The organism is Streptosporangium sp. LJ11, assembly GCF_051918945.1.
In the GTDB taxonomy this organism is placed as follows: domain Bacteria; phylum Actinomycetota; class Actinomycetes; order Streptosporangiales; family Streptosporangiaceae; genus Streptosporangium.
The window spans coordinates 111159-124424 of sequence record NZ_JBPXMB010000010.1 but is presented as its reverse complement, the minus strand read 5'-3'; the positions used below and the strand labels follow the sequence as shown (position 1 = coordinate 124424).

Below are 13266 nucleotides of genomic sequence, written 5' to 3'. Positions count from 1 at the left end.
ATCCTCGAGGCCATGAGCGCTCCCTCCCGCAGTCCTGATCTTCGAGGCCGCGGGAGGGGGCGCTCGCGTCGCACTCGCCGCCGGACCGGCTCCCGGAAGGCTCGCGTCCCGCCGGAGCCGGTGCCCTCCGGTGCCGGCCGCGACGGCCGTGCGCGGCATGTCAGAGCGTGGCCGGGGAAACAGCTCTCCGCCCGCGGGAAGCGGATCGTCGAGAGACGGGTGATCGGCTGTGCGGCGACCGGCGGCATCGCTCCCGGCGGCTCACCTCGTCCGTCATCAGGATCGCGGGACCCGGCGGAATCCGGTCGCGACCCCGAAAGGCCCGTCTCCGACGGGGATGGTGGCGGTGACCTTGTCGGTCATGGTGTCGATCACCGACACGACGCCCGTACTCAGATCGGTCACGTAGGCGCGGGCGCCGTCGGTGGAGGTCGCGATCCCGAAAGGTCTTTCTCCGACGGGGATGGTGGCGGTGACCTTGTCGGTCCTGATGTCGATCACCGACACGACGCCCGCACTCAGATCGGTCACATAGGCACGGGCGCGGCTGGAGGCGACCGCGACCCTGAAGGGATTCCGGCCGACGGGGATGGTGGCGGTGACCTTGTCGGTCCTGGTGTCGAGCACCGACACGGTGCCGGACCCCTGGTTGGTCACATAGGCGCGGGCCCTGCCGGGGACGACCGCCATCCCGAAAGGCCCGTCTCCGACGGGGATGGTGGCGGTGACCTTGTTGGTCACGGTGTCGAGCACCGACACGGTGCCGGACCCCTGGTTGGTCACATAGGCGCGGGCCCTGTCGGGGATAACCGCGATCCTGAAGGGATTCCGGCCGACGGGGACGGTGGCGATGACCTTGTTGGTCGCGCTGTTGATCACCATCACGGCGCCCAACCACGTGTTGGTCACATAAACACGGGTTCCGCGAGGGGAGACCGTGACCCCCATCGGGTGGTCCTCGACGGGGATGGTGGCGATGACTTTGTCGGTCGCGGTGTCGATCACCGAAACGGTGTCCGATCCCTGGCTGGTCACATAGGCGCGCGCGCCATTGGGGGAGATCGCCACCTCGAGAGGATTGCGACCGACGGGGATGGTGGCGGTGACCTCGTTCGTCGCGCCGTCGATCACCGTCACGCTGTCCGACTGCGTGTTGACCACATAGACGAACCTCTGAAGCTGCGCGGTCGCCGCGACCGGAACGGCCGTGGCCGCCCATACCGCCAGCCCTGCCACGACGGCCACCGCGGCCGTGGGCGAACGGACGGACCGCCCGCGCCCCGGGGGTCGGCTGAACAATTTTCGAGGGTCGTTCTCGATCGCGTGTCTCATCCAACGCCACAGCACAGGAACCTCCATCGAGACAACAGGGTTCCGTTCTACGCTCGCATCACATTGCCCGGAGAAGACGACGCATTGACTTGAATTCTTGCGGCCGTGCATTTGATCGATTCATCATTCGGCGACAGCGGTCCGCGCCCGCCCCGGAGGCGACGAGATCGTGGGGCGATGGGCACCCCGGGAACACGGGGTCCCGGGAGCGGCGCGCGCTCCCGGGACCCCGGCCGTGCCGCTCAGCCGTCGTTCGCCTGGCCGCCCGCCGCGTTCACCGGGCGGTAGGCGAGGGCGACGAGGCCGGTGCCGAACGTCGTGTTGTCCACGAGCTCCAGGGTCGCCTTGACGTTCTCCCCGCGGAACAGCCGCTGCCCCTCGCCGAGGATGACCGGGGAGACCATGAGCCGGTACTCGTCGAGCAGGCCGTTCTCCATGAGCTCGTCGGTGAGCCGGCCACAGCCCCAGATCATGATGTTCCCGCCGGGCCGCCCCTTCAGTTCGGTCACCTTGGTGACGAGGTCGTCACCGTGGATGATGGTCGAGTTCTCCCACTCGGCCTTCTCCAGGGTCGAGGAGACCACGTACTTCTCGATGCGGTTCACGTGGTCGGCGTAGGGGTTGCTCATGCCGGGCCACGCCTGGGCCATGCCCACGTAGGTGACCCGTCCCAGCAGCAGGGCGTCGCAGCCGAGCGTGAGGTCCATGGCGTACGCTCCCGACTCCTCGTTCGAGTACGGCATGGACCACAGGTGGGGGTTGTCGATGTAGCCGTCGAGCGTGGTGTGGGTCATGGCGATGATCTTGCGCATGGTTTTCTCCGTGTCGTTCGTGGTGGTCGAGGGTTGATGGGGCCGGATGGTCCGGATGAGGGCGGGGAAGGGACTCAGGTGACGTACGGGTTCCTGGCCCGGGCGTCGCGCAGGGCGCGGGCCCACCAGGTCAGCCGGTCGAGTGTGGTCCGCACCGCGGTGTTGCACTCCGCGCCGGCCCTGGGCCAGGTGCCGTCGGCGGCGAAGAGATCCCAGTAGCGGGGAAGGGTGACGGCGTCGCGGATGGCCACGGCGTGCAGTTCGGTGAAGACCTGGCGGAGCTGGTCGACCGCGTGCAGGCCGCCGGAGTCCCTGCCGTAGGCGACGAAGGCGACGGGCTTGGCCTGCCACTCCTCGTAGTACCAGTCGATGGCGGTCTTCAGCGGAGCCGGGAAGCTCCGGTTGTACTCGGGGGTGACCACGACGAAGGCGTCGGCGGCCGCCAGCCTCGGTGCCAGGGCGGCCACCTCGGCGGGGACGGGCCCCTCCTGGTCGTTGAGGGTCTGCGGCAGGCCGGTCTCGGCCAGGTCGATCAGGTCGACGTCCAGATCGCCGCGCCTGCGGGCCCGGGCGGTGAACCAGCCCGCCACGGTGGGCCCGAACCGGCCGTCGCGGGTGCTCCCGATGATGACCGCCAGCCGCAGCCGGTCGTCCTGCGACATCTCCGTACCTCCCTCGCGTCCGTCTCCGGTTCGACGTGTTCCACGATGCCGCACCCCTCTTACGGAAAAGCTCCCGTCGTTTTACGGCCGGACCGGGGAGCGCGAGAATCCGCGGTAATGACGACGAGCGCACGACGTTATCGTGGCCTTCATGCGTTTCGGGGTGCTTGGGCCACTGGCCGTGTGGACGACCTCCGGCGAACCGGTGGCGATCCCCGGGCTGAAGGTCCGCACCCTGCTGGCCGACCTCCTGGTGCACGAGGGGCGTCCGGTGCCCGCCGACCGGCTGATCGACGACCTGTGGGGCGACGATCCGCCCGGCAACCCGGCCGGCGCCCTGTCGGCCAAGGTCTCGCAGCTGCGCAGGGTGCTGGAGGACGCCGAACCCGGCTGCCGGGACCTGGTCGTCCGCCATCCCGCGGGCTACGTGATGAGGGCCGACACCGACGTCGCCGGTTTCCTGCGCCTCCTCGACGAGGCGGCCCTGGCCGGGGACCCGTCGGCCAGGGCCGCGCTGCTGGCCGACGCGCTGGCGTCGTGGCGCGGTCCCGCGTTCGCCGACTTCGGTGACGAGCCGTTCGCGCGCCCCGCGATCGCGCGGCTGGAGGAGCGGCGGCTGACCGCGCAGGAGGACCGCGCGGAGGTACGGCTGGAGCTGGGCGAGCATGTCCTGCTCGCCGGGGAACTCGGCGACCTGCTCGCGGCGCATCCCCTCAGGGAGCGGCTGCGCGCCGCCCACATGCGTGCCCTGTACCGGTCCGGGCGGCAGAGCGAGGCGCTGGACAGCTACGAGGAACTGCGCGTGCTGCTCGCCGACGAGCTGGGCCTGGACCCGGGCACCGACCTGGTCGCCCTGCACCGGGCCGTCCTCACCCGGGATCCGGCGCTGGCCGCGCCCGGCGTTCTCCCCGGCAGGCCCGGCGGCAACCTCCCGGCGCCCCTCACCAGCCTGATCGGCAGGGAGGAGGCCGTCACCGGGATCCGCGCCCTGGTGGAGGCAGAGCGGCTGGTGACGCTCACCGGTCCCGGCGGCGTGGGCAAGACCCGCCTGGCGATCGAGGTCGCCAGGCACCTGACCGGCCCGGAGGCGGCCCCCTCCGGCGCCGCCCCCCGCCCTTCCGCCGGCGCCTCCTCGGACGGTGTCCCCTCGGGCGGCGCCTCCTCGGGCAACGTCCCCTCCGGCGGCGTGCGTGACGGGGTCTGGCTGGTCGAGCTGGCCGCGCTCGACCGCCCCGGCGACGAGGACGCGGTCCACCGGCTGGCCGAGACGATCATGACGGTGCTGGACGTCCAGGACACCGCGGGCGCCGCGGGGCCGGTGACCGCCGCCGACCGGCTCACCGAGGCGCTGCGCCCCCGGCGGCTGCTGCTGGTGCTGGACAACTGCGAGCACGTCGTCGAGCCGGTCGCCGAGCTGGCCGGGCTGCTGCTGCGCGCCGCCCCGGGGCTGCGGATCCTCGCGACCAGCCAGGAGCCGCTCGCCCTGCCCGGTGAGGTGGTCTGGAGCGTCCCGCCACTGGAGGTCCCCGGCCGGACCGCCGACGACATCCCCGCGCTGGAGCGGACGGGTTCCGTACGGCTGTTCGTGGCACGCGCGTCCGCAGCGACCCGGGGGGCCCGGGGGGCCCGGGGATTCGCCCTCGACGCGGACACCGCCCCGGCGGTCGCGGCGTTGTGCCGCAGGCTGGACGGCATCCCGCTGGCGCTGGAGCTGGCCGCGACGAGGGTGCCGGCCCTCGGGGTGCACGGTCTCGTCGCCCGCCTGGACGACCGGTTCCGGCTGCTGGCCACCGGGCACCGGGGCGTCCCGCCGCGCCAGCAGACCCTGACGGCGATGATCGACTGGAGCTGGGATCTGCTGACCGACGCCGAGCGCGCCGTCCTGCGTCGCCTCGCCGTGCACGCCGACGGCTGCACCATGGAGGCCGCCGAGGCCGTCTGCGCGCAGGACGACGTTCCGGCCGCGGACGTGCTCGACCTGGTGGCGCGGCTGGTGAACCGGTCGCTGGTGGTCATGGTGGACGGTGCCGACGGGCCGAGATACCGGTTGCTGGAATCGGTGGCGGCGTACTGCGTCGAGCGTCTCCAGCGGTCCGGTGAGTACGAACGGGTGCGGCTGCGGCACCTGCGCCACTACACCGGCCTCGCCGAGCGAGCCGCGCCGCGCCTGTACGAGGCGGACCAGCGGCGCTGGCTGCGGCTTCTCGACGCCGACGCCGCCAACCTCCGCGCCGCGCTGAACGCGGCCGTCAGGAACGGCGCCGCGGACGGCGCGCTGCGTCTCGCCGGCGCGATGGCCTGGTACTGGTTCCTGCGCGGCCGGCTGTCCGAGGCCCGCCGATCCCTGGCGGCGGCACTGGCCGTCGCCGGCGAACCACCGGTCGCCGTCCCCCGGGACCGCGAACCGGGTACGACCGGGAACCCTGAGCCGGACACCGCCGGCGGCTCCGGGGGCGGCTCGTTCGCCGCGCTCCGGGCCAGGGCCCTCACCTGGAAGACCGCGGTCGAGTTCCTCCAGGGTGAGGTGGAGGTCGCCGACCGGGAGAAGCTCCGCCGGGCGGCCCTGGAGGCGTACGAGGACGCGGACGATCCCGGCGGGCGTGCCAGGGCGTGGTGGATCCTCGCCTACGCGGGGCTCGACCTCGGCGACCTGTCCGCCGCCGCGGACCTGCTGGACCGGGCGCTCCCCTCCTTCGAGGCGCTCGGCGACCGGTGGGGAACGGCCGCGGCCCTCGCGCTCCGGGCCAAGCTCGCGCACGTACGCGGCGACATGGAGGGGCTCGAGCGCGACGGCGAGCGCAGCGCGCGGATCTTCGGCGAGCTCGGGGAGCGCTGGGGGCAGCTGGAGGCCGGCGGCTGGCTCGGCGCGCTGGCAGAGATGACCGGTGACCTCGACCGGGCCGAACGGCTGCAGCGCGACGGCATGCGCCTGGCCGAGGAACTCGGGCTGTGGACGGAGTTCGCCGGGCGGCTGGGCTGGCTGGGCTGGATCACGCTGCAGCGCGGCGACTACGCGCGGGCGGCGGAGTCGAGCGAGAGGTCGCTGCGGCTCTACGTGGAGCAGGGCCACCAGGCGGGGCAGGTCTTCGCCCGGATGGGACTGGCCTTCGCCGCGCGCAGGGCCGGCCGCCTCGACATCGCGGAGACCCACCTGCGCGACGTGCTGGACCGCACCCCGCCCGGCGCCGAGGAGCCGCCGCCGTACCTGCCGATGATCGTGGCCGAGCTCGGCTTCGTCGCCGAGCAGCGCGGCGACGCGGCGACGGCCCTCACCCTGCACCTCTCGGCCCTGGACCTCTCGGCCAGGCTCGGCGGGACCCGGGAGATGACGGTCGCCGTGTACGGCCTGGCCGGAGCCCTGGCCGTCGCCGGACACCACGACCGCGCCGCCCGGCTCCTGGGCGCGGGCGCCGCGGCCCGCGCGTCGAACTCCGTTCCCCTGACCCGGGTGGAGGGCGGCGACATCGACCGGATCACCGCGCGGGTCCGTGACGCGCTGGGCGAGGAGCGCTTCGCCGCCGAACACGAAAGCGGCACCGCGCTCACACACGATCAGATCAGGTCCACGGCCGTCATACCGGACACCGCCGCGTCCGCGCCGGACTGAACACGCGCCCCCACCGGGCCGGGAGCGGGAGACGCGCCGGACCGGCGGTCACCGGACTCGGGAGGGCCGCCCCGGAGCACGCTGTCCTCCCGGATCCTGTGATCGCCCAGCCCAGGTAAATCGATTTCCCGATGGATTGTCAGGGCTGGCGATCCTGGCAGACTGTCCGGCATGAGGAAGAACGAGGAGAGCGGGGAAGACGTCTCCGCGCCCCGGGCGCGCCGCAGGGGCCGCCCGCCCAGGGACCGTTCCGCGCCGTCCGCGCCGTCGACGCCCGACCGCATCCTCGCCGAGGCGACGGTCCTCTTCGCCCGGCACGGGGCCGGCGGTGTCTCCATGCGCGACATCGCCGCCCGGGTCGGGATCGACGTCTCCAGCGTGCACCACCACTTCCCGTCGAAGGCGTCGCTGTACGACGCCTGCTTCGCGCGCGTCTTCGAGCTGGAGCAGGCGACGCTCACGCCGCCGGTGCGCGCCTTCCTCGCCGCCGTGCGCTCCGACCCCCCTGGCGACGTCGTGGGCGCGATGCACGCCCTGGTGGACACGTTCGTCGACTTCCTCGACGAGCATCCCCAGACCACCTTCCTGTGGCTGCGGCGGTGGCTGGACCCCACTCTCCACCTGTCCCTGGACGAGGCGTACTCCCTGCCGATCTACGGCGAGATCGAGCGCGCCCTGCTGGAGGCGGCCACCCGCGGCCTCGTCGTCGAGCCGACGCCGCACGTCACCGTGCGCAGCCTGGTCTGGGCGGCCCACGGCCACGTGACCGCGCTGAGCGCCCTGAACTCCCACGGCGGCGACGCGGTGGCCGCGGACCGCGAGAGGCGTGAGTTCCGCGCCTACGCCCACCGCTTCGTCGACCGGCTCCACGCGGCCCCTGGCGCGGGCGCCTCCGACGGCCGATAATTCCATCATCCGATGGAATATGGGAGGCAGCGGATGGGCGCAAGCGAAGCGGGCCGGGAAGCGGCCGGCGGAACGCCGGGTCGTGGTGGCGTGACCGCCGTCGTCGGTGGCGGCGCGGCGGGCATAGCCGCGGTCAAGGCCCTCGTCGAGGCCGGTCTGCCCGTCCTCGGCGTCGAGCGCGCCGCCTCCCTCGGCGGACTGTGGCGGCTGGACGCCGACACCGCGTCCTACGAGGGTCTTCGCCTCAACACGAGCAAGCCGCGCACGGAGTTCTCCGACTTCCCGATGCCCGCCGAGTGGCCCGACTACCCGGACCGCGCCCAGATGCTCGAGTACCTGCGCTCCTACGCCGACCGCTTCGGGGTCGGCGAGCACTTCCGGTTCGGCACGACGCTCGAATCGGCCCGGCGCACCGGGGACGGCTGGGAGCTGGAGCTGACCGGCCCCGAGGGGCCCTACCGCGAGACGGTGGAGCACCTGGTGGTGGCCAACGGTCACAACCACGAGCCCCGCCTCCCCGAGCCGCCGTACCCGGGGACGTTCACCGGCACCGAGTCGCACGCGCACGACTACGTCACCCCCGCCGAACTGGCCGGCAGGCGCGTGCTCGTCGTGGGCACCGGCAACTCCGCGATGGACATCGCCGCCGAGCTGGCCGGCCACGCGTCGGCCGTGCTGCTGTCGGCCAGGCGAGGTGTCTGGGTGCTGCCCAAGCGGCTGCTGGGCCGCCCCTCCGACCAGCTCAACGGCGCCCTCGCGGCCCTGCTGCCCTGGCGGGTGCGGCAGGTGGTCTCCCAGGCGGTGCTCAGGGTCGCCGACAGGAGACCCGCCGGGCCGCGCCTGCCCGCTCCCCGCGAGGGCGTGCTCCAGGACCACCCCACCCTGAGCGACTCCGTCCCCCGGCTGATCGCGGAGGGAAGGGTGCTCGCCCGCCAGGGCGTCGCGCGCCTGGACGGCCCGCGGGTCCATTTCGCCGACGGCCAGGTGGACGAGGTCGACCACATCGTCTGGTGCACCGGCTACCGGGCCGTGACACCGTTCCTGGACGCCGCCACGATGCCCGACCCGGCGAGCGCGCTGCTCTACCGCCACGTCTTTCCCATCGGCGACGACTCGATCAGCTACGTCGGGCTGATGCAGTCGACCGGCTCGGCGCTGCCCGTCGTCGAGGCGCAGAGCCGCCTCGTGGCCGCCGTACGCGCGGGAACCCACCGGCTGCCCGACCCCGGGACCGCACGGCGGATCGCCTTCGCCGAACTCGACGCCGCCCGCGGCCGCTGGGGGCGGCGCAGGCCCCACATGCGGATCGACGTCGACCAGTACCTCCGCGTCATGGACCGCGAGCTGCGCGCCGCCCCGTCCCGCGCGCTGGCCGGGCGCCGGATCCTGGTCACCGGCGCGGCGGGCACCTTCGGCAGGGCGATGAGCGCGCGGTTCACCGCCCGGGGCGCGCACGTGGTCGGCCTGGACATCGTGGACACAGCCCGCCCCGACGACTCCGGCATCCCGATCATCGCGTGCGACATCACCTCCCAGGAGTCCGTCGACGCCGCGGTGGCCGAGGCCGCGGCCCTGCTCGGCGGCATCGACCTGCTGGTCAACAACGCGGGGCGCGGCGGACCCGCCCCGGCCGAGCTCGCTCCCGGCGAGGAGGTCGAGGCGCAGCTGCGGCTGAACCTCCTCGGCGCCTGGCGCGTGACGGCGACGGTCATGCCGCACCTGGTGCGCACCCGCGGGCGGGTGGTCTTCATCGCCTCGCGGATGGCACTCCTGCCACTGCCGCTGGCGGCGGCGTACGGCGTCTCCAAGCGCGCGCTCGCGGCCTACGCCGACGCGCTCCGGCTGGAGGTCGGCACGCACGTCGGCGTGACGACGGTCTACCCGAGCATGGTCCGCAGCCCGATCCACGACAGTACGCGGCAGGCGGGACTGTCCCTGGACGCGGTGTCCAGGCCGGAACCCGTGGAGGGCGTGGTCGACGCGATCGTCCGCGCCGTCACCGCCCGCCGCGCCCCGCGCGACGTGGCGACCACCGTCCGGGGGCGCGTCGAGATGATGGTCGGCAGGCACGCCCCCTCCCTGGCCGACCGCCTCGTACGCCGCACCGTCGCGGCCCGCGTGGCGGCCGGCGACTTCGCGAACGCCCCCCTCGCGGCGGGGATGGTGAGCAGGCACCGGAGGTAGAGGACCGGTGCCCGCCGGGCACGTTCGAGGACACCCCGCCCGTTCCGCCTTACCGGCCGCCCCACCCGGCCGGTAAGGCGGAACGGGCACGTTCGGGAGCACCCCGCCCGCTCCGCCGCACAGGCGCCCGGCCGGTACCTCAGAAACCGGTGAGCGAGGGCATCCAGGCGGACGATCCACCGTGGAACACCTCGCCGAGAACGGTCCGCAGCCGCTCCGTCTCGGCGGGCGTCAGGTTCAGGTCGACGGTGAGGACGGTCTCGGTCTCCATGTCGTCCGCCGCCCTGGGGGTGAGGTGCAGGACGAGGCGCCGGTCGTCGAGCACGCAGGCGGTGATGCCGCCCCCGGTGCCCCGCATGCCCTCGCGGGCCACCCAGTAAGGCTGCTCTCCCCCACCTTTTCCGCCGAGGAAGAGGAGGTGGTCACCACCGCCACCGGTCTCCCCGTACAGGAAGACGGTGGGCCCTTCGCGCTCCTCGCCGAATCCGGAACCGCGGACGACCATGTGCTCGATCGGCGTGTAGGCCGGCTCCCCGGAGACGACCGGCTCGGGATCCGGTGGCACGCCTGAATCGCCGAAGTGAGGCCAGGAGTCCTCGGGCTCGCGGAGCCCCGTCGGGACCTCGGTCGGGAGGGCGTCCCGCAGCCAGCCGGGAACGGTGTCGCGGGGAAACACCGCCAGTTCCTCCAGCGGCGCGAGGTCGGGGATGTCCGTGCCGTCGGGGAAGGGAAACCCCTCGGCGTCCACGTGTCCCCGGTACGACCTGCTCCCCGGCGTGAAGCGCAGCTCGCAGGAGAACCACGTGCCCTCGCCGTCGCGATAGGCCAGCTCGCGGAGTCGCCGGACCTGCTCCTCCAGCCCCTGAACGCCGACCTCTGCCCCGTCGCAGTCCACGACGACGCGGGTGAATCCCCCGACCTGGCCGCAACGGACCGTGGCGTCGCTCCAGCCGGGAGGCGCGGCGGCACGGACCAGGTCGCCGATCGCCAGCCGCAGGCGGCGCTCCTCGTCGTACTTCGAGCGCATGGTCAGCCTTCCTTCGCCGTCAACAGCCCGTGCAGGCGGCGCGCCTCACGGAGCAGGCCGCTCGATCCCCTGCGCGCCGCCATGGCCTCGATCTCGGGGATCGCCCCGCGGGCGCGACACCACGCCGCCGTGGTGGCGGCCAGCTCCACGAACCCGGTCAGCCCGTGGCGCGGCCGGTCACCGGCCCGGGGCAGGAGCGACGGCAACGCCGCGGCGACCGCCGTCCACACCTCCTCGTGGGCGCCCTGGCGGGCCGCCGACTCCAGGGCCGCCGTCAGGTGGACGAGCTTGATCTGGTCGTATCCGACCAGCGCCGCCGCCTGCCCGCCGAGTTCGGCGGCCGGCAGGTCACCGCGACCCGCCATCGTCAGCAGGATGTCGACGGCCTCCGGCGTGTCCGGGTTTCCCAGCAGGCGGGCGAGGACGAGCGCCACGGCGGCTCCCGGCGGCCCGTCGAGCCGGGCGAGCTCGCGCAGCTGGCCCGGTCGTACCGCCATGTGGTGCCACTGGTCGTGCCGGAGCCAATGTGACAGGTAGGCGGCGGCCACCTCGCGGTGGGACGGGAACATCGACGGCCACCAGCTCGGCTGGACTCTGTCGCCATACCGCGGGGGGTCGACGAACATCCGGTCGACGAGGGGCAGCCCGGTGGCCGGCGCGCGCAGCGACGGGACGGGCTTCGCCTCCCCATGCCCGTATTCCGAGTGGGCCCAGCCCATCTCCACCACCGGGTCGGCGAGCCGGGCGCCGGACAGCCATCGGGCGACCAGGCGACCGGCCGCCGAGGAGAGCCGGCCGGCGCGTTCGGCCGCCTCCCCGTCCCGCTCTCTCGGCAGCCGCAGGAGCGCCTGCTGCAGGTCCGCGGCGAGCGGCTTCGCCCCGGCGGCCTCGATGACCTCCAGCCTCGTCACCAGCTCGGCCGCCTCCACGTGCCCGGTCGTGAGGGTGGGGGTGGCCAGCAGCAGGGGCGGGACGACGTCCTCCTCCACGGCCCTCTGGATCTCGGCGGCCCGGTGCAGCAGGAGCAGGTGCGGCGGGCAGAGATACCGGGTGCTGGGGAGCCTGGTCTTCCAGATGCCCCGCTCCGGCGCGATGCCGATGAGGGAGTACACGGCGCCGATCAGCCAGTGGTCGACCCGCTTCCAGCGCTCGGCCCGGTCCCAGTAGTCGTTTTCTCCGTACAGGTACTCGTACCTTCCGATCAGGCTGGGCTTGAACGCGGCGGCCGTACCCTCCCGATCCTGATGCACGAGGATGACGAAACCGGCGAGCAGCCGCTCCCACGCCTGCCAGTCGCCGGAGTCGTCCAGCAGGGGCACCATCTCGGCCACGGAACCGATCGGTTCCGGCATCCGCCGCGGGGCGTCGGGCCGAGGGAGCGCGGGCGGATCGAACCCGTCCCGCGGTCCGGTCCCGGCCGGCTCCTCGCCGCCGAAGACCGCGAAGGCACGCCGTCCGAGGTCGGGCGGGAGCGCGCCGAGCGCGCCGCGGATGACGGCACGGCCCTCGTCGCCCATCAGGTCCGCGTGCTTGATCGCGAACGTCAGCGCCCTTTCCTGCAGCTCGGCGGAGTCTGCGGCGAGCGCGAGCGCCAGCGGTCCGGCGATCGAGGTCGCGAGGCCGGGCGAGAGCCGTACCCGCTGGTCCAGCCAGGTGAGCCCGGCGCGGACGAGCTTGCGCTCGGGCCGGAAGAGCACCGACTCCCAGCCCTCCAGCAGGTCGAGGGGGTCGAGCCCGTCGAGCCCGCGCAGGTGCCGCAGCGCCAGCTCGGCGACCGGCCCGGGGGCCGCGGGCAGCAGCCGCAGGTAGTCACGGGCCTGCGGCTCGATCTCGTGCGGCGCGGGCTCCAGGGCCTCGTGCAGGCGGACGAAGAACCGCAGTTCCGTCACCGAACCCCCCAGCAGGAACCGCCTGACGCATCCCTGGAGCAGCTCCCGCCGTCTCGTCACGTCCCGGGCGGCCAGGGTGCGCAGGGCACCCAGCAGCGACCGGGCCGGATCGCTCTCCCACTGCAGGACCCGCCCCACGCCCTGGGCCTCGAAGAGGCGGGGAAGCATGACGTCGAAGAGCGGATCCTCGTGCGGAGCGGGCAGGGCGCCGGCCGCGCTCGCCCATCCGGCGACCACCGGGTCGTGGTCCGGCACCTCGGTCCCGGTCGCGCGGAGCAGGGCGAGCGCCAGTTCCAGGCCGCGGTCCTCCCATGTCCGGAGCCTCAGCACGAGCCGCCCCGCCAGGTCGGCCCGCCACTCCGCCGGCCGGGCCGCGAGAATCGTCATGATCCGCTCGGTGTCCTCGTACGGCGGGCTCCAGCGGGAGGTGAAGTCCCGGCGGTTCAGCCAGGTCGCCACGGCGGCCGCCCCGGGAAGGACCCCGGCCCCGGCGGCGCGGAGCGCCTCGGCGTGGTCGTCGAGCCCCTCCCAGGATTCGCGCCGGCCGCGCAGCGTCTTCAGGTGTCCGGGAAGACGGCCGGCGACCTCCTTGCGCGCCTCCTCGTCCAGCCCGGCGATCCGGGCCGCGACGGCGTCGGCGTCCCGGCGGTCGATGAGCCCGCGGATCTCCTCCCAGGCGGTCATGCGCCGGCCTCTTCGCGGCGGCCGGGCTCTTCGCGGCGGGAGGTGGGAGGGAGTTCGCCGGGAACGGGGACCTTCGTCCCGGCCGGCGAGGCAGCGTGCGGGTGGGGGGTGGACATGCCGCGAACAGTAGTGATCCACTCCGACAATTCGGCCGCGGACCCGT

The 13266-nt window shown here is 73.6% G+C and carries 8 protein-coding genes; 3 read left to right on the top strand and 5 right to left on the bottom strand.

Annotation, left to right across the window (positions count from 1 at the left end; all coding sequences use genetic code 11):
* Positions 1-276 precede the first annotated feature (276 nt).
* The 3 genes from ACTOQ3_RS16800 to ACTOQ3_RS16790 all read right to left on the bottom strand — a co-directional run bounded on the left by ACTOQ3_RS16800 (position 277) and on the right by ACTOQ3_RS16790 (position 2806).
* A complete protein-coding gene (locus tag ACTOQ3_RS16800; RefSeq protein ID WP_440084314.1) occupies positions 277-1299 on the bottom strand; it encodes a beta-propeller fold lactonase family protein in 1023 nt (340 codons plus the stop codon).
* Positions 1300-1574: 275 nt separating this feature from the next.
* Positions 1575-2144: a dihydrofolate reductase family protein gene (locus ACTOQ3_RS16795; protein ID WP_440084313.1), complete on the bottom strand. Its 570-nt coding sequence runs from the start codon at positions 2142-2144 to the stop codon at positions 1575-1577.
* A 74-nt stretch (positions 2145-2218) separates the two neighbouring features.
* Positions 2219-2806 carry an NADPH-dependent FMN reductase gene (locus ACTOQ3_RS16790; protein ID WP_440084312.1) on the bottom strand — a complete coding sequence of 196 codons (588 nt, stop codon included), beginning with the start codon at positions 2804-2806 and terminating at the stop codon, positions 2219-2221.
* Positions 2807-2957: 151 nt separating this feature from the next.
* Between ACTOQ3_RS16790 and ACTOQ3_RS16785 the strand changes: the two genes are divergently transcribed.
* From ACTOQ3_RS16785 to ACTOQ3_RS16775, 3 genes are all read left to right on the top strand, one after another.
* Positions 2958-6413 carry a BTAD domain-containing putative transcriptional regulator gene (locus ACTOQ3_RS16785; protein ID WP_440084311.1) on the top strand — a complete coding sequence of 1152 codons (3456 nt, stop codon included), beginning with the start codon at positions 2958-2960 and terminating at the stop codon, positions 6411-6413.
* A 171-nt stretch (positions 6414-6584) separates the two neighbouring features.
* Entirely contained in the window at positions 6585-7319 is a 735-nt protein-coding gene (locus ACTOQ3_RS16780) for a TetR/AcrR family transcriptional regulator (protein ID WP_440084310.1), read from the top strand.
* Between the two features lie 90 nt (positions 7320-7409).
* A complete protein-coding gene (locus ACTOQ3_RS16775) occupies positions 7410-9503 on the top strand; it encodes an SDR family NAD(P)-dependent oxidoreductase (protein ID WP_440084309.1) in 2094 nt (697 codons plus the stop codon).
* Between the two features lie 139 nt (positions 9504-9642).
* Here ACTOQ3_RS16775 and ACTOQ3_RS16770 read toward each other — a convergent pair whose 3' ends face one another.
* Together ACTOQ3_RS16770 and ACTOQ3_RS16765 are read right to left on the bottom strand one after the other, a co-directional pair.
* A complete protein-coding gene (locus ACTOQ3_RS16770) occupies positions 9643-10530 on the bottom strand; it encodes a hypothetical protein (protein WP_440084308.1) in 888 nt (295 codons plus the stop codon).
* Positions 10531-10532: 2 nt separating this feature from the next.
* Complete coding sequence (locus tag ACTOQ3_RS16765; RefSeq protein ID WP_440084307.1) at positions 10533-13103, bottom strand: DUF7824 domain-containing protein; 2571 nt, start codon at positions 13101-13103, stop codon at positions 10533-10535.
* Between the last annotated feature and the right edge of the window lie 163 nt (positions 13104-13266).